Genomic DNA, 25,458 nt, shown 5'->3' with positions numbered 1-25,458 from the left:
GTGATGCGACACCGTCATTCTCTAGCTGTTGCATCGAGCATCTATCGGTAACTCCTGCCCAACAGAATTCTTCTCCGGCCATTTGCGAGTCGTGCAGCAATCGGCTAATTTTTCAATTCCGACCAGTTTGGTGATCTTTGTCATTTCTCTCTACTGTCTCATCATGGAATTCGCCACATGACTCACGCCTATCGCCCCGAGACACTTTGCCTGCATGCCGGCCAGTCTGTCGATCCGACGACGGGTTCCCGAGCAGTCCCGCTCTATCAGACCACGTCTTACGTGTTTAACAGTACCGATCATGCCGCCCGCCTCTTCGCGCTGCAGGAGTTCGGCAACATCTACACCCGGCTCATGAACCCGACCACCGACGTTCTCGAAAAACGTCTGGCAGCGCTCGAAGGGGGTAGTGGTGCCCTCTGCGTCGCCTCCGGTCAGGCGGCCGAATCGATTGCTCTTCTGAACCTGTGCGAAGCGGGCGACAACTTCGTTTCGGGCACCAGCCTCTATGGTGGTACCTACAACCTGTTCCATTACACCTTCCCCAAAATGGGCATTCACGGGAAGTTTGTTGATCAGAGCAAACCCGAAAACTTTGCCCGCGCGATTGATGACAAGACAAAGGCCATCTACCTCGAAACCATTGGCAATCCTCGCGTCGATGTCCCCGATTTCGAAGCAATTGCAGATATCGCTCACAAAGCGGGTGTGCCACTGATTGTTGACAACACACTGGCCTCACCGGTGCTGTGCCGACCATTCGATTTTGGTGCCGATATTCTCGTCGAATCATGCACCAAGTTTATTGGCGGCCACGGAACATCGATTGGCGGGGTGATTATCGAGAAGGGGGGCTTCCCCTGGAATAATGGGCGGTTCCCATCATTCACCGAGCCCGACCCCAGCTATCACGGCATGAAGATTTTCGACACCTTCGGCCCCATGAATCTCGCCTACATTATCAAGTGCCGCGTTCAAGGCCTGCGCGATCTCGGTCCTGCCATGAGCCCGTTCAATGCGTTCATGTTCCTTCAAGGGCTGGAAACATTGCATCTGCGCATGGAACGCCACAGTTCGAACGCTTTGGCAGTCGCTAAATTCCTCGAAGCTCATCCCAAGGTGAGCTGGGTCAACTACACCGGCCTCGAATCGCATCCTTCCTACCATCTGGGTAAGAAGTACCTTGCCAAAGGTTGCGGCGCCATCATGGGCTTTGGCATCAAGGGAGCCACTCCGAAACAGCAGCAGGAGAATGGCATCAAGCTCATCAACAACGTGAAGCTCTTCTCCCACCTGGCGAATGTGGGCGATTCGAAGTCGCTGATCATTCACCCATCGAGCACGACTCACCAGCAACTCACTCCTGAAGAGCAAGTCTCGACAGGTGTGACGCCCGACTTCATTCGCCTTTCGATTGGTACCGAAGCGATTGAAGACATCATTGCCGATCTCTCGCAGGCACTCGATGCTGTGTAGTACGGATTCCAATGAACAACTGCGCGGCGGGTGGCTGGGGTTGAGTCTTCGAACCCCCAGCGATTTTCGGCACGAACTGGGGGTTCGCAAAGACGTTTGGCCCCAGCCACCCCATGCCAAGGAGCGCAGTTGAATCCGTATAACAATGGCCATTGTGTTTAATGACGTCACAAAATAGACAACAGCCCGGCTCTCAAACTTCGAGGCCGGGCTGTTGCTTTTAACTTTTGTCGAGATTCCAAGTCTCGTTCCGAGACTTGAGCACCTGCTACTTGGCTTTGGCTTTCTTCTTGCCTGGCGTGGGCAGGTTGGCCTTCTGCTCATCAGTCAGCATGGCAACAACCTGTTCGCGAGTCGCCTTCTGCAGGTCAGCCAGCTCTTTCTCGGCCTTGGCCAACGATGCCTTCTGCTCGTCGGAAAGCTTGAGAGCTTCATTGACTGCCTCTTTCAGTTCCTTCCCTTTCTTACCGGCAGCTTTGGCGGTATCTGAGGCTGTCTTACGAGTCTTCTTTTGATCCTTGGTCAGTACGTCATCGACCTTTTTAACGGCGGCTTCGAGCTTCGGAGTCGCTTCTTTCTTAAGGGCTTCCAGCTTCTTGGTCTGCTCATCTGTCAGCTTGATGCTGTCTGGCAGATTGAATGGCTGTGCAACACCCTGGGCTGGTTTCTTTGCAGGTTTAGCATCTTCCTGTGCATCGACTGGCAAAGAGACAATCACTCCGCAGACAATCGCCACCACTAACGACAATCGGCAAGTCGTCATAATCATTGATTTGAGCATCGATCCACGTCCCTCAAAGTGAAGTCATTTGTGATTTAACGCCAACATCGACGTAAACCCATTCCATCAAACACAGGTCGCAGGTCACCCAAGAATCTCGGATAAATCATTCTCAGGCAAACAGTGAAGGAATAATGTTCCCGTCACGCACAATCATCAGTGGCCGCCCGGTGTTGGTCTGATATTCTTTCTTGGGATCAATCCCGAGATTGTGATAGAACGAAGCGGCCACATCATCAGGTGTAATGGCCTGGCTCGCTGGTGCCATGGCTTTTTCATCGCTGGCACCAATCACCTGACCCGCACGCACGCCACCACCTGCCATAATCATGAACATATTGCGGGCAAAGTGATCCCGACCAGCGCGGCCATTGATCTTGGGTGTTCGACCAAACTCACCTGTCACAAAGACAGCGGTCGAATCGAGCAAGCCCTTCTGAGCCAGACCTGCCAGCAAGGCCGCCAGACCTTCATCAAACGGAGGCAACTGCTTTTCTTTCAGCCGCGTCCAGTTGTCATCATGAGTATCCCATCCGCCGTACGAAATCGTGACAAACCTCACTCCCGATTCGATCAGCCTCGTTGCCAGCAGGCAGCTGGTTCCAAAGGGTGTCTCACCGAATGGCTCGGCAAACTTGGGAGATTCCTGGCTGATATCAAACGCTTTGCGGGCGGCTGGTGAAGTGATCATCGAGTAGGCCTGCTCGGCAAACTGATCCATCCCTTCCAGCAACTGGTTCTGCTTTTCGTAACCAGCAAACGTCCGATCAAGATCGTTGAGCAGATTCTTGCGACGATCCACTTCCTGCACTGTCAATCCATTCTGCAGTGAAACCCCACGCACCGAATAAGGCATACCGGCCTTGGGTGTGTTCCCCGTGGCCAGTGGTGCGTACTTCACTCCCAGATAACCCGACTTTGAACTCGTTCGTGGAATGGCCACATAGGCGGGCAGGTTATCCGGGCCACCCAACTCCTTGGCAACCACCGAGCCATATCCCGGGAATTCCAGCGAAGGGATAGGCCGGTTGCCGCAGTTGACATATTGCGTGCCCAGTTCATGAGCCGCCAGAGTGTGCGAGACACCACGAATGAGGGCGAACTTGTCGGCCTGTTTCGCCAGATGGGGCAAGTGCTCACAGATCTCGATCCCGGCGACGTTCGTTTTAATGGGATTGAATTCCCCGCGATACTCAGCCGGTGCATTGGGCTTCATATCGAAGGTGTCCATGTGGCTGGGGCCACCCCCCAGGTTGATATAGATCGCAGCTTTGGCCTTGGCCTTGGAGGAAACTTCCCCTGCATGGCTGAGCTTCAAAAAGTTAGAAAGCGATAAGCCTCCCACTCCCAGCAGCCCTGCTTTCAGTGCATCGCGTCGTTGAATGCCATCACATGTATAACTGGTCGCCATGGTATTACCTTGATTCAAATGTGATTAATCGAAGAAGCAAACTGGATTCAGATGGTGATCACGTCGGCGTGTTTTTTACGACAGCGATCAAAAGGCGTGTCGAGAGTTAATGATTGACCATGAATTCCTTGGTGTTCAGCAGGGCCCATAAGAGATCTCTGCTGCCGACGCGGACATCTTTCGCCTCATGGAAGTAAGCCACTGACCGGCGAGTTTCTTCGTTCGATGGATATCGCGATAACGTTCGCAGATAAGCCGTTTTGACAATCTCTTGCAGAATCCGATCACTGGGCAGAACTCCCGCCTTATAGCCCTGATTGACAGGTTTGGCGGTTGTTTTGGCCTGGGCCTGGATTTTCTCCAGAACTTTCTGCCGAGTTTGCTGCAGTTCGGCCAGTTGCTGCTTGTCCTTTTGTTGACGGGCCTTTTCGATACGTTTGTCGACGCGGGCCAGAACCTCTTTCAAATCCCGATCGTTGGACGAATCTTCGGTTGCCGACTCAAGTTTCTTTTTGCCTTTACCCTTTTCGTCGGTGAGATCAGGCACGACCGCTGCTGCTGGTGTGATGGCATTTTTGTCACTCACCACAGGATGAGGGCCCACTTTGACAATCTGGTCGACCCAGCCACCCTTGCGCTCAATGGCAGCCAGCAACTCCTGATCGTTCTGCAGATAAACCGTCTGCAGCAGACTTGGCTCCATCGATCGATCGCAATCGCAGTTACTCTCGCGGATCGATCGCCCGAAGATATTCAATGCATACACCTGAGCCCGGCCATTCTTCGCACCGGCCCCCACATCTTCAATCGCCCGGGAATTGAGCTGGTCATTCCACTTGGCCATTTCAAAATCACTGGCAGTCGCCTGACGGATAATGTCATACGCCACTTCGGCAGGAAGACGGCGCGGCACAGCCCGGGCAAAGTTCCGCTCGTCAAGCTTGTTGGTTTCATTGGGCTGCCAGCTCAACTGATAAGTGCGGCTGTTGGCAATCGTCCTGTGCAGCCACTTCATATCGTAGCCATGAGCCACGAACTCCCGTGTCAGTTCATCCAGCAACGCTTCATTCGAAGGAGGATTCGCCAGACTCAAATCATCGGGTGGCTCAACAATCCCCACATGGAAGTAGCCCGCCCAGACACGATTCACAAAAGCTCTGGCAAAGTACGGGTTCTCTTCGGCACGCAACCAATCCATGAGTGCTGTTCGCGGATCATCAAGTTCTTCGATGACAATCTCATCGCCACCCAGCACCTTGGCTGTTCGGCCAGCCACAACCTGCGGTCTTTTCGCATTGGGCTTGGCCTTGGGATTGACTGGTCTTGGCTTGACTGGAGGAGTCACAAAGACTTCCTGAACCGGCACCACTTTGCCCGAAGCGAGATAGTCCTTCAGAGCCCGATCCAGCATGTTCCCCTTGAGGTCCTTGTCCACACCCAGCTTGGCCAGCATGGCGGCTTTTTCGTCTTTGTTACCCGGGATATCGCCGTAACGAATGCGGGCAAAAAAGTTCTTGAAACGATCGAAATCGTCCTTTGTCCATTGATCGAAAGGATGCTTATGACACTGGGCACATTGCACTCGAATGCCCAGGAACGTGTAGGCAAATCCGAGAGCCCGCTCTTCGACCGTGCGGAAGTTTCTCCTCGCCCAGTAATGCGTCATCGCAGGCTGTTCAGCAAAACTCCCTTTGCTGTCCTTCGCATAGTAGCCACTCACACGTTCGCAATACTGTTCGTAGCTTTCCCCCTCCCGGCGACTCGTCGCCAGAATGATGTTCTCGGCCAATTCATCATAAGGGACGTTTCTTTGAACTCGGTCATGAATCCACTCATACCAGTCGCGAGCAGCCTGAGCAGAATTGTTCCCCACCACCGCGTTCTGCAAATACTCGGGATTGTTCCCGGTGTAGTCGCAAATCTTGGTCGCCTGCCAGGCGGCATAAGCTGGTCGCTCCAACAATTCATCAATCTTTTTCGAACGCTTGGCGACATCCTTCGAACGCACAAACGTCTCGACTTCCTCAGGTGTCGGCAAAGTTCCCGTGATATCCAGCGAAACCCGGCGGAGGAACTCTTCATCGCCACACAGATCCGACTGCACGACGCCCACCTTCTTGAGCTTCTGCACAACCAGTTCATCAATACGAGTCGGTGTGGGAGTGGAAGGATATTGATCACCTGTGAAGTTCGACACAGGCAGAATCACAGGGACAGGCACCACGCCATTGTCATAGAACGCGACGACATGTGAATCTCCGGGGCCGGTGATCGTCACCATGCCTTCCTGGGTCACTTTGGCGATCTGATCATTATTCGACTGGAAGCGGGACAAAGGTGTTACATCTTCGCGGGTTCCATCCGACCAGACAGCGATGCACTTGAGCTTCCACGACTGGCCCACCTTCGAGCCCACCATCTCAGGACGTTCGCCTGCTGCCGGGTTTTTCCCATCCGGCAACACATCCAGTCTTACAAATTCCGGTGTCTTATCGGTGACAGGCTTGGCTCCTTGAGAAATCCATTTATCGAGAACTCGATATTCCCATGTCCCCTGCTTGAGAGCCTCGCCCCCTTCATGAGGAACCTGTTCGGTGGGCTTCATGAGGATCAGGCTCTTCGAGCGATCCATCAGATTCACGCGAGGCTTATCACCCAGCACGAGATTCTCATGGTCGGCCTTGAAGTCGTAACCAAACAGCGACAGGCGGAAGCCTCCCTGACCCTGGAACGATCCATGGCAGGCACGTCCGTTACAGCCGAGTTTGCCCAGCAGTGGCACCACATGCTTGCGGAAATCGGGCCCATCCACATTCTTGACCTTCAGGTCATATCGCTCATTGATCCCGGGGATGACTGCCGATTCGACGACTGCTGATGACTTCAGTTCCTCAGCAGGCAGAATCTGTGCAGCAGGCTTGCTGTTATCTGCAGGCTTTGCCTCTGCCGCCCAGACCTGGGGAAGCTGAGATAAGCCCGGTTGACACAGTCCCAACCAACCGGTGATCGCCAGGCAGACCCAATAACAGCAGCGATGACCTAAGGCAGGCCAGCGGCGATGTTCCAGGACAGCCGGATCATGAAAATTAGCAAGCTCTTGCATAGTGGTTCGATCCTTACAGCACTCTATGGCAAACAGTGCAGGTGTTCTCAGGAGAAGTATGGGAATGACGACAGACATTCAGAGCCGGTCGTTATGGTTTCTGGTTGTTCTTGGCCGGCTTTTCAGCAGGCTTGACGGTTGAATCGGACTGAGGAGCATTCGATGAAGAACGCTGCCTGGTATTCTGTGAAGACTTCTCTTTTTGTGCGGCCTTTTGGCGTGTCTTCGCCTGGGAAGCATTGGCTTCGAGTCGATCCAGTTCGCGTTCAATGTTCTGGCGCTCGCGTTCGGAAAGTTCACTCAATTGCCGATTCACCTTCTCGAGGCGATCCTGCAATCGCTGACGTTCAGCAGTGAGTGACGACTTCCGAAGTTCGGCTCGTTCGATCAGTAGTTTACGAATTTCCTGTTTGATCGCACTGGAAGACGCTTCCGGGTTCTCGACAGGAAGAGCATCAGCCATGGCCAGTCGGGCAGCCAGCAGCCGGATTCGTGATGTCAGTTTCCAGTCCTCCAACTCAACTCGACCACGCTCGGTATTCTTTTCACTCAGCTTTTCCAGGCGATCCATCGTTCGCAGCAATTCCTGAATGGCCTCGACAAACGAAGGTTCGTCATAGCTTTCCAGTCGGCCCAGCAGTTCACCCAGTTCTGGATGATGAGTGGCTGCAAACTCTTTGGCTCGCTGAATCTGCACAGGTGTCGGGCTCTGCTCCCTTGGAGAACTTGCTGAGGAGCTTGCGCGAGTGCTGTTTGCCTGGGTCTTACCGCTCGATTTCGCACAGGATTGATCGCTGAGTTTTGTGCTATCGGTATTCGTCTCAGCTTTTGAAACCGAGCTTTCCTGAGCCCGAATCATTCCGCCTGCCAGCGGCCAACACAGGACAGTCCACAACAGCAGCATCGATCGCACACGAACTGGAGTGCCCCATCGAGAATGCTCGTGTGAAAGCGGCGGCTGCATTGTCTGACCTGTCGTTTCCATCATCCCCAACCTTCAGGATCCCCAGCTTTCATCCATCCTTGAACAGCACCAACCGCTTGAAGATCCGCTAAATCATTGAATCATCTGACCAGGAGCAGGAGCGACGTTATGGGGTGCAGTCGCTGGCCTCGCATTTGTTTCGCCCTCCGATGGATCAGCCAGAAGTGCGGCAATCATCCAGTCGGGAATCGAATTTTCGTCAATGCTTTCAGCAGCTTCTTCGTGATCGCGGTTCGTCTCGCGATCATTCCCCGTTTCGCGGTGAATCATCGTCAACCCGGTCTCGGTCATGTCGACATCAATTGTTCGCCAGCCTCCCAGCAGGTTCGCAGCCAGACGGGCTTCTTCGCCTCTTAAACGACCGGAATCACTGGTTCCTGATGAATTCTCGAGGGCCACGCGCTGGTCACCCCAGGGGTTCCATTCAAACTGTAGTCCCACTGCCAGAAGCACAAGAGCCGCCGTCATCAGACTGATAACCCACCAGCCAGGGCGCTGTTCCGAACGATTGGCAGGTGTGGATCGCACTGTCTTCGCTGCGACATCGACCTTCGTACTGACCGCAACCTTGGCTGTGACCGCGACTGGAGCGACGATCACCTGCTCACGCACATCGGCAGGCTCAGGCAGGTTGACAGCGACATCTGTGAGAAGACGAGTCGCTTGCACGACCGCCTCGCAAGCCCACAGATCCACCTGCAGTCTCTCTTCAAATGCGAACGCCTCGTCGGCAGACAATTCACCCAGCACGTAGCGAGTGGCCAGCCAATCGAGATCAGTCATGGCATTTTCTGTCATGGATGGATGTTCGTGTTCAGCAGCCATAATTCATGAACTCGCACGGAGTCAAAACTTGATCCCAATCCTGTGGCGTTCGATGAACGCCTTTTATCTCGATTCCTTTGACTTTGATTCACCGAGGCTTTTCTTGAGCCTCGCCAGTGCCAGCCGCATGCGTGTCAAAACAGTTCCCAAGGGGACTTGCAACTCATTGGCAATCTGCTGAAACGTCTGTTCGCCTTCCAATCGTTTTTGAAGCACGATTTTCTGTTCGAGAGAAAGATCATCAATCGCTTTTCGCAAAGCCTCGTATTCTTCGCCTCGGACCAACGACTCTTCCGCAGCAGGCAGATCCACAAATTCGACATTGGAAGATATTCGTCTTGACAATCCTTCCGAAGCCCCCTCACTGGTGAAAACACCCTGAGTCTTCTTCCAGGAACACCACTCCGAGAGCTTGCGTGTCTGCAATTGCTGAGATCGGCGTAACTGCAGCGCTTCCCGGAAGCCCACTTGAAACAGCCAACTGCGAATCTTTTCAGGTTCGACAGCAGCACCACTCTCCCACAACTTCACCCAGGTTCTCTGAAGTGCCTCTTCAGCGGCTTCGGGATCCTTGAGAACCCCGCATAGAAACACTCTCAGATCACTCCCAAACTGGTGGTGCCAGCTTGCGAACTGCTCTTCGTTGAGTTTCGGAACTTGACGGCGGGTTGCATCACTCACGGATCACGGAGCCTGTTGAACGCACACTCCTCACAAGGAGATGCGCCAGTGTTTACAGTTATTTTCTGTCGTTTCCATTAGGAATGAATTTTCTGGGGAATTTCTTTCCCCCGGGTTTTTTATGAATGGGGTCATTCGACTTAAACCCTTGACCGGAAAGCTACTGGAATACAGCCAGACGAGACGTTACCCTCACTGTTCAGGGAAAGAGGTACGGTTGTAGACCCATCAAACAACGTGGCTGAAGGAGTTTAATCCTAAGTTTTTACAGTCTCTCAGACTGGCAAGAATTTCCGGCATGAGCTCCTGAAAGAAATTTCGAACATCTCGCGATTGCAGTCACCAGGCTGTCCGCGATCTTCAGGGATGCAAACCACTCATCATGATGTGTCCATACTGCCGCCACGGCGAAACCAAGGTCATCGATTCGCGGACAAGTCAGGATTTCGTGATTCGCCGTCGGCGGGAATGTCTGGCGTGTGCCCGCCGCTTTACCACCTATGAAAAAATCGAGGAATCCCCCATTCGCGTCATCAAGAAAGATGGCAGCCGGGTCCCTTTTGATCGAGATAAAATCGCACAAGGCCTCGAAAAAGCCTGCTACAAACGACCGATCTCCCCGGAGCGCATCGAGGAGATTATCTCAGCCATCGAACGGGAACTTTACGAAAACTTCGATCGGGAAGTTCCCTCTCGAGAGATCGGCGAGCGAGTCATGGAGCAATTGCGAACACTCGATCATGTCGCCTTCGTCCGCTTTGCTTCCGTCTATCGCGAATTCAAAGATGTCAACGACTTTGTCGAAGAGTTGCAGCCCATACTTCGTGGTGAAAATCGGCGCAGCTAAATCCTCTGATGCAAAGTCTTCACCTCCAGCGGTGCGAGTCGCGTTTGATCACACTCACACCCGCCGGCAGGAAGTCTCAAATAGAAGTTAACCACACAGCTTGGCGGTGATTTTGGCCACATGCTCGCCTTGAAATCGGGCCATTGCCAGTTCACGAGCCGAAGGCTGGCGCGATCCATCCGCACCCGCAATCGTCGCTGCACCATATGGAGAGCCACCCTTCAATTCCGAGATATCCGCCAGATCCGGACAGGAATACGGCAACCCCACGTAGATCATTCCATGGTGCAGCAGCGTGGGGATAAATGTCAGAATCGTCGATTCATTTCCGCCACCAGTCCCTGTACTGGCAAAGACACTGGCGACCTTGCCCACCAGTGCCCCTTTCACCCACAGCCCACCTGTCTGATCGAGAAAGTTCCGCATCTGCGAGGCCATATTCCCGAACCGGGTGGGGGTTCCAAAAATGATGCCGTCGTAGTTGCCTAACTCCTTGGGATCAGCCAAAGGAGCCGCCTGATCGAGTTTGGCACCCGCTCTGGCAGCCGCTTCGGGTGGCATGAGTTCCGGCACTCTCTTGATGGTGACTTCGACTCCCGGGATTTTCCCAGCCCCTTCAGCAATAGCCCCCGCCATCGATTCCACATGTCCGTAAGTCGAGTAATACAGAACCAGTAGTTTCGCCATCTGTCTCCCCTTGGCATTCATTTTCATTGTGGCCCCATGCACTCTGCACAAGTCGCCACATCTTTCCGAATTTCTGCTGCGCAAACTCCTACAGCCGCTACAACCTGCCAAACCTGACCACCCACAAGCAACCCTTCAGCCAGAATCCCACCTTGGATTGGCCTCGTCACATCTTCCCATGTGAGATGCGAGGCCCTATCCAAAACCAAACCGAACGAACAACCCTGCCTACACCTGCAGAGAATTCCATCTGAATTCTCTGGCCGTCCTCCCGAGATCAATTCATGTGCCATAATACTTTTACATTTCCGCATATTGGAAACATTGAATAAACACCAGCTCTCCATCTCGTGAACATCTGTCTGAACGAGCTCCTATTGGGTCATCCATGAGCATTCTTGAACCTTATCATCTGCATGAATTCAGTCATTTTGAGTTTCCACCGGCCAGCCGGGTTCTCGATGTGGGTTGTGGGCCGGGAGAACAGATGCTGGAGCTGCTGAGAAGAGGTCACGAGCCAGTCGGCATCGATCCCGATCCCGCCTGTGTCGAAACAGTCCGCTCGTATGAACTGGAAGCCGTCCAGGGGTTTGCCGAACATCTCCCTTTTCCCGACAGCAGCTTTGACGGCGTGATTTCGAAAGTCGTTTTGCCCTACACGCGTTCTGCCATCGCCATGAAAGAGATGGCTCGTGTGCTTAAGCCCGGTGGCATGGCTCGCTTTTCCTTTCATGGGGCGGGCTACTTTTTGCTCTATGCCGCCAAGCATCCCAACTGGAAAACCCGCATCTACGGCTTGAGATCGTTAGTCAATGGCTGGAGTTACGCAGCGACCGGCAAGCGCTTGCCTGGTTTTCTCGGTGACACCATCTATCAATCGCGTACACGCCTGAACCGATATTACCGCCGACTCGGCCTCGAATTGCTCGAAGATCCACAGGCACCAACCTTCATGGGTTTCCCCGTCTTCATCTATCAGGCAGTTCGTAAACGACCGCTGGCTCGACTCTCGATCTACAGGCCACAAGTGGGCTCCTCACAAGGCCAGAAGCTCACCAGCAAACCTCAAACTTCTGACAAATTACATGAATTCACCGTGAAAGATGAATTCGCCATGAAGTAAGTGGCGGTTGCATCGCCCATCAAGACGCAGCCGTTGTGTGGTGACTCTCCGTTCGAAAGGGTTCCTGCACGCCCGTCGCATCTCTTACCACGAAGACAGATCCATACACCTCGATGGATTGATGGCAGTTAAATTCCGGGAGTCTCGCGACTTCTGGCAATCACCCATTGCATTTTCCTACTCCTTAGAAGACGCTTGGCAGGCATGAAACGGCCGATGGCCCAGGGGATGGAAGAGAACTCTCAGTGCTGGTATGGCAGACCGGCCTGAATAGGGAGCGAACAGGGTGGAATGGGGACTTTTCGGCGAGCTGGCTCTCATCCTCTTGCTGATTCTGTTCAACGGATTCTTCGCCGGTGCGGAGATCGCGATTCTGACTGCCAAACGCGGGCGGCTGGAACAGCTTTCACAGGAAGGCGATCGTGGTGCCAAAGCGGCTCTCAAGCTCTCCAGTGACGCCGATCGGTTTTTACCCACTGTTCAAGTTGGGATCACACTCGTCGGTACGTTTGCCGCCGCCTTTGGTGGTGCCAGCTTCATCAGCGAGGTCTCGCATCTCATTGGACAAATCCCTGTTTCCTGGATTCAGCAGCGTAGTGAAACGATTTCTCTGGGTGTCATTTCGGTCGGGATTGCCTTCTTTTCGCTGATTCTGGGCGAACTCGTTCCCAAGCGAGTCGCGTTGCAGAATGCTGAGTTCATGGCCCGCTGGGTGGCCTTGCCCATGGTACTTCTCCAGACCATTGCCCAGCCATTTGTCTGGTTCCTGCGCGTCTGTACCAAATCCGTGTTGCTCATTCTGGGCCAGAAAACCGAGATCCGCGACAGTGTCTCGGTCGAAGACATTCAGCACCTGATTGATGCCGGTCATGAAGCCGGAATTCTGCACGAGGCCGAACAGCAGATGGCCCAGCAGGCTTTAAAAATGCGCGAGCGGACAGCCGCCGAAATTCTCAGGCCACGAATCGATATTGATGCGATCGACGTCGATACACCCCCCGAAGAAGTCCTGGGAGCCATGGCCATGTCGGGCTTCTCCCGGGTACCTGTTTGCGAAGGGAGCATCGATCGGATTGTCGGCTTCATTTACATCAAAGACGTCTTTCTCGAAAACTATCTGGGCAGGTCTCTCGATATCCGCCGGGTGATGCGCGCCCCGCTCTTTATTCCCAAAACGCTGACCATCTCGAAACTGCTCGAACTCTTCCAGAAAGAGCGGACTCAACTCGCGATCGTGCTCGACGAATATGGTGGTACCGAAGGGATGGTCACCCTCGAAGATGTCATGGAAATCCTCGTCGGCTCAATTCATGACGAGCATCGCCGCGATGACGAGCAACTGATTGTCCGACGTGCTGATGGCAGTCTGCTGGCAGATGCTGCTCTGAACCTGCATGAACTGCAGGAAGCGTTGGAATTCAGCAAATGGCCTGAACCTCCTCCTCGAGGCATTGCCACCATCTCGGGACTGGTCGTCGCCCTGCTTAAGCGACCTCCCAAAATTGGAGATATCATCCAATGGAGCCAACTCCGCGTCGAAGTGGTCGATATGGATGGCCCGCGGATCGACCGGCTGCTTGTGAGTCGCATCGTTCCTGAATCCTCGAACGAAGCCGAGGCCAAACCACAGGAAGAAACGCAAAGCTAGTCTCAGTATTATGTTACAGTGATTTCGATACCCTCGCCTTAGACTTCGCTATGATGTCCCATCCATGGGAATTCGCTGATTCGTAGCTGGTGGAAGATTCCAATCCACATGCACGCGGATAAACTATTGAGTTTCAGTCGAGCAAAAATGATGCGATCACTCCGTCGTCAGGGTGCCCAAGCAGATATTTATGTCCCGCCCGTTGGTTTCAACCCACCATCGATGCCAGATTGCGAGTGAACGTTTCGTTTCATTCTGTCTAGTCGTATGGGGTGCCGGTCAAAAAATGATCCGGGAACTGGCCACTGGCGACTGGCGAAGAAAACTCACTGGCGTCCTGCTCATTGTCTCTTATTGCATCGGCGCATGGGGATTCTCGACCAACTCGCTGAGTCTCATGTCCGGCGGCGCATTCCCTTGCGCAGGTCACAAATGTGGCTGTGCCTCGGCGACGCAATGCTGGAAAAACTGCTGTTGCTATACACCCGTGGAACGACAACTCTGGGCGAAGCTCAATGGCATGCACCTCCCGGAAGCTCTCGTGGAGAAGCCAACTCCACCAGTTCCCTCCCAGGCTTCCTCATGCTGTTCTATGGGAAAAACCAGATCGTCCCAATTGCAAAACACTGCCGAAAAAACATCTGCCCACGGATCGCAAATTTCGACTTCCTTACGCGAACTCCGCATGCAGGCGGCTCGCGGAGACGATGGCACTCTCTGCTCACGCAGATCTTCCGTCGAATTGACTCCCCCGAAGACTGCGAAAACAATTCTTGTAGAAACTAAGAACACATCCTCTTCAAGCTGTTGCTCGGTCACTCAGAAAGGCACCAAAACAGAGCCCGTTCCTGTTGCCAGCAAGCCTGCCTGCTGTGCTCCCTCCTCACCCGCAAATCCATCAGCAAGTCAATTGCAGGCCCAGAAGTCGTCGCTGTCTGAGCCAGAATCGGCACCAACTTCATCGGTACCGTGGCTAGATACTCTGAAGTGTCAAGGTGCCGGCTCCATGTGGACCATGCTCACAGAGCCCCTGACCACGCCACCGATCGCCATGTCGTGGCAACCGTGGTCACCACATCAGTCAACCTTCGCTCCTTCGCAGGGAATTCCCTGTGAAGTCTTCTACAACCGGCTCTCTCCTCCCGGTTGAACGCTCTCTCACGATCTCATTCCGTGTGCCTTACTGCGCCGAAGATCCTCAATCGATTTCGCGTTCCAGCGAAGATAAGTGCCATGCTTGCGGCTCTGAGCAAGCCTGCCTTATCCGCAATGTAACGCCATCGTTGAATCTCGACCTGGTGCGCAGTTTCGGCTCTGCTGGCACTCGCTGCGCTCTCAATTGAGCTTCACACGAGACGAGATCGTCCATGCGTTGATGGGCAATGAATAGCCCATCAACCGCCCCATTCTGGATGCCCCGGGCAGACGCTCTGATGGCTTGAACCGCACTCGCTTTGTGCGTGTTGGTCGTTTTCTGCCCCGAGAGTCTCAGTTCACGAATGGTCTTGCTCTGCATGGCCTGAGAGTTCGTTCAATTTCACTGACATCTCAATACCCGAGGAGGGTTGTATGCTGGCTTCGTTAATGATGATCAATCATAAGGCAAGTGCGACTTCGATTCTGGCACATGCCATTCTGGCTTTAAGCGTGGCGGCTATCAGTACCATCGCTAGCGCTCACGATACCTGGGTTCAGACCAATGTCGCCCAGGTAGCTCCCGGCGAAGTGGTTCATATCGATCTCATGCTCGGTAATCACGGCAACGAACACCGCGATTTCAAACTCGCCAGCAAGATCGGCATTGAAAAGGTCAGCTTTGACCTGATCTCACCCGATGGAAACCAGCAGGATCTCAAGTCGCGCGTGGCCGATATTGGTAATGCCGCAAAAGAAGGCTTCTGGTCGGTGCGGCAGGTCGCCCATCAGCCGGGCCTCTATGTCGCTGCTCAGTCTCTCGATACGATCCACGGCACCACGCGCGCTTATCGCAACGCGAAATGCTACTTCCAGGTCGGTGAAAAGGCTGGAGGTGTCGATCCTTTGAAGCCGCTGGGCCAGCCCATCGAACTGGTACCGCAGAGCAATCCGGCCACAGCCAAGGCGGGCGAGCCGATCACAGTTCAGGTGCTTCTCAAGGGGAAACCGCTGGCCGATGCGACCATGTCGTTTATCCCCCGCGGTGCAGAGCTCGCCGCCGATTTTGACCCAAACTTTGAACGCAAGACCGATGCCTCTGGCAAGGCCACGTTCACACCGGCGGAAGCCAACTACTACCTGGTCGTCGTCCATCATGCCGCTGATGACGAAACCGGTGAGAAGTACGAACGCTCTCACTACGCCGCCACACTCACGCTGAACATCGCCCGCTGATGATTGCAGGCTGAGTTTGGCATGTATCGTTCATACCGTCACTCCGGCCGCAGGGTAGAAACCTACTCACTCAAAGTGCGCCGGTCGTCAAGTGACTATCTATACAACATTGATCCCGAGAAAGACCTCTTTATGAAAGTTCCTGATACTCCTCGTCACCGAGGCTTCACACTCATTGAACTCCTGGTGGTGATCGCGATCATCGCCATTTTGATTGCTCTGCTGCTTCCCGCCGTTCAACAGGCTCGGGAAGCAGCCCGGCGAACGCAGTGCCGTAACAATCTCAAGCAGATTGGCCTCGCTCTGCACAACTATGAATCGACATTCGGCCGCTTTCCCTGCGGCTGGAACGGACACAACAACGTCGCACAAAGCACCACGATGCGCTGGAGTTTCCTGGCGTATATCCTCCCTTACGTCGATCAGGCCAACACGCTCAATCAGTTGGATCTGAACTGGTCCCTCTATCCGCCCGGAGGTGGCCAGCCGCCACGTGCCATGCACGTCAATACGATCATGACAAAGATTCCGACCTATCTTTGTCCGAGTGATCGCTCGGACTATGTTTCTAGTCCCACAGGGGTGATTGACTCTGCTCCTTCCAACTATATGGCCTGCATGGGTTCTGGGATAAACAATGTGGCCGATATCAGTGATGATGGTCAGAGCGACGACCGTGCCGATGGTCTATTCAGTTCCATCTCCTGGCGAAGGATTGCCGATTGTACGGATGGCTTATCGAACACGGTTCTTTGCTCCGAAAGTCTATTAGGGATTGGTGGTGCCGACCCGGCTTCTACTGAGAGTCCTGATGCACAGACGCATATGGCATTGGTCAGCCCTCCCACGAGTGTGACAATTGCCAATTGTGATCAGGCGAGGCCCGCGAGTATCGCCCGCTTCGTGGCCAGTCGAAATCGAGTCTGGGCGGGTCAGGCGTACGAGAACACCGCTTACAACCACTACTTCACACCGAACAGCCGGCGCTACGACTGCTACTTCTGGGTGGCGCAAGGCTTCAAGGCCGCCCGCAGTCGGCATACAGGCGGTGTCCATACCCTCATGGGCGATGGGGGAGTTCGATTCACCAGTGAAAACATCGACGCCACGATCTGGCGGAACATTGCCACACGTTCTGGTAGTGAAGTCGTCAGCGAATTCTAAGTCAACATTACGATTCAAATCTTTACAGGAAACGTTTCATGTCAATGCGATCCTCACAAATTCGAAAAGCCTTTACACTCATTGAGCTCCTGGTGGTGATCGCGATCATCGCCATCCTGATTGCTTTGCTGTTGCCAGCCGTTCAGCAGGCGCGAGAAGCGGCGCGACGAACGCAATGTCGTAATAACCTCAAGCAGTTCGGCCTCGCACTGCATAACTATGAGAGCACCTTTACAATGCTCCCCATGGTGAATGCCCAGAATTACCTGCCAAATACCCAGGGGTTCTCGCCACAAGCCCGTTTACTCCCTTACTTTGATCAGGCTGTCCTCCAGAATACTCTGGACTTTACTCAACCAGCATTTACCGGGCCATTTAGTAGCCTGGTGCCCAACCCAAACTTTGCTGCCGCATTTGCAACTCCTCTCGCCATGTTGCTCTGCCCCAGTGATCCTGCGCCAACCCAGAATACTGGTGCCGGCGGTGCGATCTATGCCGGTACGAACTATTTCGTCAGTTATGGTAGCGGCACAGGCACCAACTACGACCTTCGCTGGAAGACAGACGGCATCGTCTATGAAAACAGCAATGTCCGCATGCGCGATGTCACTGATGGAACGTCGAACACCGTTTTCATGAGTGAGTCGGTTCGTAGTACCGGAAGTGATGTCACATTCCCGGCGGGTACCCTACCCCCCTTTCCTTATCAGCTCACGATGAATGGTTCTACAGGTGTAGGTACGACACTCGGGACGTCTCAAGGGATGCCTCCCACGGGTGGGGCCTGGTCATCGTTTGCCAATGCCCAGGGCTTTATCGCAAACCCGGATCTGAATGCGGTATGGCCTACCATGACAAACTGGCGAGGAGCCGCCAGTCTGGCTCTGCGAGGCCGTGGGACCTCCTGGGCACATTCAGGAGCGATCAGTACGCTCACAAATGGCTATAGCACACCGAATAGCCGTATTCCTGATGTGGTGACTCACTTTACCGGCTATTTTGGGCCGCGCAGCTACCACGTGGGCGGGGCGCATGCACTCATGGGCGATGGCACAGTACGTTTCCTGGGTGACAACATTGACACCCGAATTCATCGTGGACTTCACAGTACCAACGGTGGTGAGGTTCTGGGTGAGTTCTAGTCACTGAACAGGGCTTGCTGATGGTGCTGTTCTCTACATAACCAGATGTAGAGAACAGCACCCTTTCTCATAGACTTTTTCAAGTATATGAGCAAGGCCTATGCCTCATCCTGGTGCATGCCGTTGTACACAGTTTTTTTGCGTGGGAAGGCCGGGCTGAGATCTGCTTTCCGAAGAGAGGTCGATTAAGAAGATGTCTACCAGCGAATTCTTCAGATATGCATTGCCTGCCTATCGCACTGTCTGGCGATGGCACTTCTATGCAGGGCTTTTCACGGTCCCGTTTGTCATCATTCTGTCACTCTCGGGAATCGTCTATCTCTTCAAAGCCGAGATCGAAGACTGGCTCGATCAGCCATACAACCATCTGGTGCTGACTGGTCAGCCAGCAAGTCTGTCAGAGCAAGTTCAAGCGGCTCTCGCGTCAAAGCCAGAGAGTCGTTTTGTTTCTTATGAGCTTCCCGTCTTACCCCATCATGCCAGTCGAATTGTCGTCAGCGATGCCGGCAAGAACTGGCGGATCTATGTACATCCACAGACGCTGGCCATTTTGCATGCAGTTCCCGAACAGGATCGACTCATGCGCCAGATATTCCGGTTGCATGGTGAACTGATGCTTGGAGAGGACGGTTCTCATCTGGTTGAGCTCGCTGCATCCTGGACAATCATCATGATTCTTACGGGACTCTATCTCTGGTGGCCCCGTCATCTGCGTGGCTTCGGCGGGATTCTCTACCCTCGTTTCACAAGTGGAAGGCAGCGTTTTCTCCGCGATCTGCATGGAGTCACGGGATTCTGGATCTCCGCCTTTGCACTCATTCTGCTGGTTTCCGGTTTGCCATGGTCTCACTTCTGGGGTGATTACTTCCGTGAGATCCGCAAGCTCACGGGCACGTCCGTCGCACAGCAGGATTGGTCGAATCGCTCGGAGAACCCTCAGACACGACCCGTTACTTCCGGGGCCAAACAGGCATCACCCACCGTTCCCACAACTGCTGATGGCGAACATGCCGGGCATGCCTCACGAGAATCCAGCTCGAACGCCGGAGAATCTCCCACAAAGTCGGATCGCTCGAACAGAAGACGAAATGCCGCCCCGGTCTCGCCCGAAACGTTGGCGCAGTTGCCACTCGTTGTACAAGTCGTGGAGCCGCTCCAGTTGCCACATCCCGTGATCTTGACTCCACCCGCTTCTGAGCGACAGCCCTGGACCGTGAAATCAATGACTGCGAATCGTCCCTGGCGGGAGACTCTGAAAATCGACGCCATGCAAGGTTCGATTCTCTCTCGCGAAACTTTCTCTGATCGTCACTGGATTGATCGCGTTGTCAGTATTGGAATTGCCCTCCATGAAGGACGACTGTTTGGTTGGCCCAATCAACTTCTCGGCTTACTTACGGCTCTTGGCCTGATCCTGTTGTCCTGTACGGGGCCACTGATGTGGTGGCGACGACGAGCGCCAAGCACGTTAGGTGCCCCTGCCGAATCAAAAATCGCGATGCGTCATGAAGTCCTTTTTGCCCTACCCTTCATGCTTTTCGTGATCCTTTTGGGGATTCTGCTCCCCATGTTCGGAGTCTCGCTGCTGGCTGTCCTGCTGATTGAACGAGTCATTCTGAGAAGAATTCCACCACTACGAAACTGGCTGGGGCTGGCTTCTTAGTTCGTTCAATCCACACATGCTGAAAACGAAACCCACAAACCGCCAGCCCTCTTTGAGAATGGCCGCACAATGCAATGCCATGAGTATTCATCCCCATCCAAGAAGAATTGACATGTATTCGACAGTCACGATTTCAAACCTCAGGAAGATTGCCGTTTGTCTTGTCCTGATGATGGCCACAGTTTTCCACGGTTGTGGCCCCCAGCCGATTAGCGGCGGTACCGAAGGTGTTCTCCGTCTGGATGGGCAAACAGTCAGTGAAATTCAAATCTCGCTCTACCAGAAAGAGGGCAGCAGTTTCCGACTTTGCGGGTTTGGCACCACCCGCGACGATGGCTGGTTTGCACTGGTTCAGCCGAAAGCGGTGGGCCCCTTAAGCCTTCCCCCGGGAGAATACCAGTGCACCATCGAGTCGGCGGGAGCCCCTGTGCGAATTCGAAAGGAATTTCTTAAGCCCGAAACCTCGACGATTATGCTGAACTGGAAGCCCACAGATCGAGTGATTGATCTCGATATCAATACTCAAACGAAGTAATTACGACCTGGCTGGAAGCGATCGATTACGAATTTTCTCCGAGCTCTGTTCATTCATTTGCTGAAACTGTCATGCTGAAGAATGATCATTGTCATTCATCAACTGGCTACACCCAGGGAAACGTTTTATGTCTACGATTGACACTCCTGACTCAGCCTCAAATACGGCACTTCTACGACAGCAGCAAACCCGTTTTCGTCGGAGGGTGTTTCTTGTCATTGCAGCGGTGATCGTGAGCTTCTATGGGGTGATCTTTACCTATCATCTGCTCACTCCGACCCCTTCTCAAAGCGCATCTCTCCAGGTGCTGGAGCAGTGCCGGGAGATTTGTCTCAAGTATGGGTTGATCCCCACGGGGAACATCAAACAGGATGCTGAGGCTTACCTGGAGGCGGTCAAGAAGCCCAGGCTCTCCGAACCTTTGCGTGAACTGCTGGCTGATGGACAGTTCATTGTGGCCGAATCGCGTCCCCATCCTTTGCTGAAGCAGCCGGCCCCAGATTTCCAGTTAAAGAACCACGAAGGGCAGCTGGTCTCCTTGCAGGAAACGCTCGCTCAAGGCCCGGTCGTTCTTGTCTTTTACTATGGTTACGACTGCAGTCATTGTGTCGCACAACTCTTTGGACTTCAGGAAGACCTGAAGTACTTTCAGGAACTGGGTGCCCGGATCGTGGCGATCAGTGCCGATCCCCCCGAAGAGACCAAAGCCCGCTTTGAGGAATACGGCGCATTCAACTTTACCGTCTTGTCAGATCCTGAGAACAAGATTGCCCAGCAGTATGGAGTCTTTATCCCGGAAACGGCTGAACGTCCGTCCGATCTGAAACATGGAACCTTCCTCATCAATCCCGCCGGGAAGGTCTTCTTTTCGACCTTCGGCTACAAGCCGTTCCTCGACAACAAATCGCTGCTCTTCATGCTCAACGAATTCTCGCAGCAGTCATCTCCAGAACATAAGTCGCCCAACGAGACCTGATTCCAGTTTGCCCCAAGGCTCGCTGCTTTACTTGAATACCCTTAAGAGATTCTCAGGCAATGAATTAGGTGCTGCAAGACACCGCATGACGGGTGTCATTACAACCCGCAAATTCGACATTTTGGTGAGGGGACAAGTCGTTTAGCAGCTTGATCAGCAACGGGATTCTCAGACGAATGGACAAAACGTCGATATTCCCACTGTGTTTTCGGCATGAATCGCCGAGAAGAGATCGATGGATCGAACTAAGGAATCAATTCAATGCTTCGCACTGCTTTTGCTGCTCTGGTCATGTCCGCCAGCCTCGTTCTGGGTGGCCAGATTGAAGCGGCCGACGCCCGCATGGAAGTTGTCAACAACCGTACCACCCGTACAGGATTCTTTGCCCGCCTGATGGAACTCGAACGCCGCAAAAACGAGCGGATCCGCGAGTGGTTCCGTGGCAGCCGCTAATCGTCAGGATTTGACAAAATCCTGAGTGATCAGCACTCGTACTCCCAAAGTGGGTCTGTCAATTCGTTGCCAGGCCCACTTTTTATTGTGGGTCACGTAAAGACATCTTGCCATCGATCGGCATAAATCGCTGGAAAATCAGAGCTTATCTCACACTGGCGAGTTTCTTGAGAACTCGACTTGGCAAAATCCGCCGATTCTCTTACATCTTGCTCTACCAGATCGGTCATTTTGGCCGCTGGCCTCGAAAATTGACTCAAGTTAATGCCTTTCACCCTCCTCATCTCTCGTCTTCTTGCTTCCGAATTCTCTTCTGCTTACGCCTTCACCTTTCCTGTTCATCAAACCTGTTCATCATCGAAAGCTATCCGCCATCTCTGGCTGTAGTTTCATTTCTTTCTCGCCTTCTGCTCTCACTTTGATCCCTGCCTGTATTCCTCAATTCCTGTCCAACCTTTCGCCTTCCATCCATTGGTAAACCTGTTCCGGAAAATCAGCCTTCTGTCTGACTGAAGACTGCCGGGATCTTGAGTTTGTCGTCTCAGGAGTCCTTCCATGGGCCCGTATTTACGTTGCTTCGTTCTCGCCATTCTTTGCCTCGTTGTCGCGATGCAGAGCGGCTGTCACTGCCGTGAAAAGAGGATGCTGCGCCAGAGCCAGCTGCACTCCCGTCAGCTCTACCAGCAGTACCAGGGACTGGCGATGGAACGCAATCAGTTCCAGGGCAATCTGTCTCAACTCATGGCTGAAAAGGTACAGCTCGAACAGCAAAACGCGACACTTCGCAATGGACTCGAACTCGCCAATCAGCGGGTGGATAACATGCTGGCAGCCAACTCGAGTCTGGAAGACAAAGTCAAGAACATGCTGACCAGCAGTTCGAAAAACCCACTCTCGACAGATGCCAATCAACGCATGGAAGAGCTTCGCCGCAAATACCCCGATTTCGAATTTGATCCTCAGACGGGTGTCAGCAAGTTCCAGGAGAATCTGCTCTTTGCCTCAGGAAGTGATGAGATTCGACCCGAAGCCTACGCCCTGTTGCAGGAATTTGCCCGCATTATGAACAGTGCTGATTCCAAACATTTGAAGGTGCTGGTTGTCGGGCATACTGACGACAAACCCATCTCGCGGAAGGCGGTGGCTGATAAACATCCCACCAACTGGCATCTCTCGACCGATCGCGCAAACTCGGTGGTGCTGGCACTCAAAAAATCGGGTTTAGCTGAACAGCGGATGGGTGCTGCAGGGTATAGCCTGTTCCAACCGCTGGCACCTAATTCCGACGACAAGAATCGCCAGAAGAATCGCCGCGTCGAGATCTTCGTCCTCGCTCCTGATGCAGTCGTTGCTGGCTGGGAATCAGGTGGTGCGAACAATTGATCGGGAAGATAGAACCGGTCAACGTCTCCAGGAACTCAGCACGAACGCCTTGAAATACAAAGAACTGCATCATTAACCGATTTGTGTTGATAAGGCTTCAGCTGCGGGCTTCTTCTGGCTTTGGTTCTTCGGACTTTTGTTCGTTTGGTTTGGGTTCCGTCGCCGGTGGTTCGGTGGCCTTGTCTGCTGCTGGTTCTGTTTTTGCTGCGGCTGGTTTTGTTTCAACAGGCTGACTGTCGGCAGGCTTAACCGCCGCCGGTTGACCTTCGCCTGCTGGAGCTTTGGATTCCGCCTCATTCGCGGCAGGCAGCGAGTTCTTGATCAATGTCACCAAGGTGCGATAAGGATCCTGCGAAATCGGCAGATCGAGAGCGTTTCTCGCTCCCTTAAGGTCGCCCAGTTCGAGCATGCCATCGACCAACGCGACTCTGGCAACTGATCGCCATCGTCCTCTGGTGCGGTATCGATTGATGTATTCCGTCAGCAAAGCCACGCCACCCTTGATGTCTCCATCTTCAATTTTGCTGATGGCACTGAAGAAAAAGGCATCTTCGGCTGCAATCAAATGCACTCGCTCAATATTCGGTGGATAGGCACCAGGTATTGCCGAAAGTTGCCGGATTGTCACATAAGCAGAGATCGCCTGGGAGTATTCTCCCCCCAACTGCAAAATTCGTGTGCGGAACTGGCGAAAAAGCGAGGAACCCACTGACATCTGCTTTGTTTTCGGATCGACCACCATTTCGACGGGTGCTTCAAAGGGTCGGAAAGAATCTTGCAGCAGTTGTGCCATCGTGGGTGTCATTTTGCCCATTTTCTGCAGCCGATTTTCAGGATATGGCCAGGCAACAGGTGGTAACTCTTTCCAACGGGAGTGGCTGCCAGATACTCGATCCCACAATCCCGGCTCGCCTTCGCCACCAAAGAGCGCCTGTGCGACCAGCGAAGAGTTATTTCCTGTCAGTGATTCCTGCAGAAACAACATTCTCCGGGCCGACCAGCGGGGATCTGTCACAACCATCGGTTTAAGCTTGGCCACACTTTCTGTGCTGAGACGATAAGGCTGATCTTTACGTGGCGAGAGGAGAGCCAACCACTCGGGATGAGCTTCCAGTTCTGCCAATGTCGCCACAGGTTGGTTCACCAGCAGTGAAGGCGATTTGCCAGGTGGAATCGGCAAGCCAATGATCGGGTCATAGACCAGTACTTTTCCATCGACCAGCACACCGATCAACCACTCTTCGCCCAGAGCATCGACTGGTTTTTCTGCGAGCACGAACGCATCAATGCGTAGTTGCCGCATAATTTCAAAAAACACACTGGCCCGGGCTAACGCCGTTCCACGTCCCAGAAACAAACTGTCGTAAGCGCCCAGTGGCAGCTCTTCTTCACTTTCGCTCAGCAGGCTGACGTTTCTCAGACAGTAGAAAAATACGCGGTTCACACGCTCGGTATCGCTGCTGGCACCTGTGGTGACATGTCCTGCGACTTCGTCAAAGAGAATCGAGTCGCGAATGTGAGTGCCGTCGGCATTATCAAAGATGACCGATTCCAGTATCTCTTTCTGAGCTTCACCGAAGAACGCTAACGTCTTTTCAGAAACGGTCGGCAAAGCTTCTGATTCCTTGCGGATCTTGATCCACGTATTGAGCACAGGGATAGCTGTCTTCAAATCGGAATCAATGCCCAGATTTTCAGGCCGTAACTGATGGAGGGCTCCGTCCAGAATTTTGGCGGTCTGCCGGGCAGTACCAACCGATTTGTCGGCCTGGGCCGATGGTTCGCTCTCTTTGTTGACAGGGGTTTTGGCAGGGCACCCACTCAATACGATCAGGCAAAGAATCGCGAAACTCCAGACACTGACCATGTGGGCCAACTGAACCGAACTGCCCCAGAATCTATTGCTGGACGCTGCATGAGAAGACCATGCGGAATGAAAAGCATCTGACGACTGCCGAGGGAAAGTTTCATTCTGACGATGGGAGTGAGAATAAAATGTACCGCGGTGAGCGAAGTTCGAACCGTGAACCACAGCATTGACTTTCACTGAAAAATCGGGCGAGGGCAATAAAAGCACCTTCTATCGTGCCCGCCATCCCTAAGACAGGCAACAGTCCCGAGTTCAATGCCGGGAATTTTCACTCGAAACTCGTCATTCGATGCCAATCAGCCAAAGAAAAGTCCCAATTTCTGCAAGAGAACGCC

The 25,458-nt window shown here is 53.5% G+C and carries 21 protein-coding genes; 13 read left to right on the top strand and 8 right to left on the bottom strand.

From position 1 onward, the window contains the following. Window positions 1-177: 177 nt before the first annotated feature. Window positions 178-1,476: an O-acetylhomoserine aminocarboxypropyltransferase/cysteine synthase family protein gene (locus PLIM_RS21060; RefSeq protein WP_013112340.1), complete on the top strand. Its 1,299-nt coding sequence runs from the start codon at window positions 178-180 to the stop codon at window positions 1,474-1,476. Window positions 1,477-1,744: 268 nt separating this feature from the next. On the opposite strand, the gene PLIM_RS21055 is transcribed toward PLIM_RS21060, so the two are convergent. The 6 genes from PLIM_RS21055 to PLIM_RS23395 all read right to left on the bottom strand — a co-directional run bounded on the left by PLIM_RS21055 (window position 1,745) and on the right by PLIM_RS23395 (window position 9,262). Continuing rightward, window positions 1,745-2,257 (bottom strand): hypothetical protein, encoded by a 513-nt coding sequence (locus PLIM_RS21055; protein WP_013112338.1) that lies wholly within the window; start codon window positions 2,255-2,257, stop codon window positions 1,745-1,747. A 112-nt stretch (window positions 2,258-2,369) separates the two neighbouring features. Continuing rightward, on the bottom strand, window positions 2,370-3,668 hold the full coding sequence (locus PLIM_RS21050; RefSeq protein WP_013112337.1) for a DUF1501 domain-containing protein: 1,299 nt from the start codon (window positions 3,666-3,668) through the stop codon (window positions 2,370-2,372). Window positions 3,669-3,774: 106 nt separating this feature from the next. Next, complete coding sequence (locus PLIM_RS21045) at window positions 3,775-6,771, bottom strand: DUF1549 domain-containing protein (RefSeq protein ID WP_013112336.1); 2,997 nt, start codon at window positions 6,769-6,771, stop codon at window positions 3,775-3,777. Window positions 6,772-6,862: 91 nt separating this feature from the next. Next, window positions 6,863-7,759 carry a hypothetical protein gene (locus tag PLIM_RS21040; RefSeq protein ID WP_013112335.1) on the bottom strand — a complete coding sequence of 299 codons (897 nt, stop codon included), beginning with the start codon at window positions 7,757-7,759 and terminating at the stop codon, window positions 6,863-6,865. Between the two features lie 69 nt (window positions 7,760-7,828). Next, a complete protein-coding gene (locus PLIM_RS21035) occupies window positions 7,829-8,539 on the bottom strand; it encodes a hypothetical protein (RefSeq protein ID WP_148227215.1) in 711 nt (236 codons plus the stop codon). A gap of 105 nt (window positions 8,540-8,644) precedes the next feature. Continuing rightward, window positions 8,645-9,262, bottom strand: a complete 618-nt coding sequence (locus PLIM_RS23395) for an RNA polymerase sigma factor (RefSeq protein WP_052301650.1) — start codon at window positions 9,260-9,262, stop codon at window positions 8,645-8,647. A gap of 382 nt (window positions 9,263-9,644) precedes the next feature. On the opposite strand from PLIM_RS23395, the gene nrdR reads away from it, so the two are divergent. Next, window positions 9,645-10,109: a transcriptional regulator NrdR gene (gene nrdR / locus PLIM_RS21025; protein WP_013112332.1), complete on the top strand. Its 465-nt coding sequence runs from the start codon at window positions 9,645-9,647 to the stop codon at window positions 10,107-10,109. An 87-nt stretch (window positions 10,110-10,196) separates the two neighbouring features. Here nrdR and wrbA read toward each other — a convergent pair whose 3' ends face one another. Next, window positions 10,197-10,796, bottom strand: coding sequence for an NAD(P)H:quinone oxidoreductase (gene wrbA, locus PLIM_RS21020; RefSeq protein ID WP_013112331.1), 600 nt, complete (start codon window positions 10,794-10,796; stop codon window positions 10,197-10,199). 388 nt (window positions 10,797-11,184) lie between these two features. Between wrbA and PLIM_RS23390 the strand changes: the two genes are divergently transcribed. The 11 genes from PLIM_RS23390 (at window position 11,185) to PLIM_RS20955 (ending at window position 23,253) form a co-directional block, all read left to right on the top strand. Further along, complete coding sequence (locus PLIM_RS23390) at window positions 11,185-11,919, top strand: class I SAM-dependent methyltransferase (protein WP_013112330.1); 735 nt, start codon at window positions 11,185-11,187, stop codon at window positions 11,917-11,919. Window positions 11,920-12,205: 286 nt separating this feature from the next. Then, complete coding sequence (locus PLIM_RS21010; RefSeq protein WP_013112329.1) at window positions 12,206-13,567, top strand: hemolysin family protein; 1,362 nt, start codon at window positions 12,206-12,208, stop codon at window positions 13,565-13,567. Between the two features lie 286 nt (window positions 13,568-13,853). Next, entirely contained in the window at window positions 13,854-14,717 is an 864-nt protein-coding gene (locus PLIM_RS21005; protein WP_041402425.1) for a hypothetical protein, read from the top strand. Window positions 14,718-15,136: 419 nt separating this feature from the next. After that, window positions 15,137-15,937, top strand: coding sequence for a DUF4198 domain-containing protein (locus PLIM_RS20995; protein ID WP_013112327.1), 801 nt, complete (start codon window positions 15,137-15,139; stop codon window positions 15,935-15,937). A gap of 21 nt (window positions 15,938-15,958) precedes the next feature. Next, window positions 15,959-17,101: a DUF1559 family PulG-like putative transporter gene (locus PLIM_RS20990; protein ID WP_013112326.1), complete on the top strand. Its 1,143-nt coding sequence runs from the start codon at window positions 15,959-15,961 to the stop codon at window positions 17,099-17,101. A 38-nt stretch (window positions 17,102-17,139) separates the two neighbouring features. Beyond that, window positions 17,140-18,243, top strand: coding sequence for a DUF1559 domain-containing protein (locus PLIM_RS20985; protein WP_013112325.1), 1,104 nt, complete (start codon window positions 17,140-17,142; stop codon window positions 18,241-18,243). 193 nt (window positions 18,244-18,436) lie between these two features. Next, window positions 18,437-19,906: a PepSY-associated TM helix domain-containing protein gene (locus tag PLIM_RS20980; protein WP_013112324.1), complete on the top strand. Its 1,470-nt coding sequence runs from the start codon at window positions 18,437-18,439 to the stop codon at window positions 19,904-19,906. A 112-nt stretch (window positions 19,907-20,018) separates the two neighbouring features. Further along, entirely contained in the window at window positions 20,019-20,441 is a 423-nt protein-coding gene (locus tag PLIM_RS20975; RefSeq protein WP_013112323.1) for a hypothetical protein, read from the top strand. 127 nt (window positions 20,442-20,568) lie between these two features. Beyond that, complete coding sequence (locus PLIM_RS23385; RefSeq protein ID WP_013112322.1) at window positions 20,569-21,417, top strand: peroxiredoxin family protein; 849 nt, start codon at window positions 20,569-20,571, stop codon at window positions 21,415-21,417. A 261-nt stretch (window positions 21,418-21,678) separates the two neighbouring features. After that, window positions 21,679-21,870, top strand: coding sequence for a hypothetical protein (locus PLIM_RS20965; RefSeq protein WP_013112321.1), 192 nt, complete (start codon window positions 21,679-21,681; stop codon window positions 21,868-21,870). Window positions 21,871-22,425: 555 nt separating this feature from the next. Continuing rightward, window positions 22,426-23,253, top strand: a complete 828-nt coding sequence (locus PLIM_RS20955; protein WP_013112319.1) for an OmpA/MotB family protein — start codon at window positions 22,426-22,428, stop codon at window positions 23,251-23,253. Between the two features lie 97 nt (window positions 23,254-23,350). Here PLIM_RS20955 and PLIM_RS20950 read toward each other — a convergent pair whose 3' ends face one another. Continuing rightward, complete coding sequence (locus PLIM_RS20950; protein WP_148227214.1) at window positions 23,351-25,129, bottom strand: hypothetical protein; 1,779 nt, start codon at window positions 25,127-25,129, stop codon at window positions 23,351-23,353. Window positions 25,130-25,458 lie beyond the last annotated feature (329 nt).

The organism is Planctopirus limnophila DSM 3776, from assembly GCF_000092105.1.
GTDB classification, from domain to species: domain Bacteria; phylum Planctomycetota; class Planctomycetia; order Planctomycetales; family Planctomycetaceae; genus Planctopirus; species Planctopirus limnophila.
The sequence above is the reverse complement of the archived record's forward strand: the minus strand, read 5'-3'. Positions and strand labels throughout refer to the sequence as shown.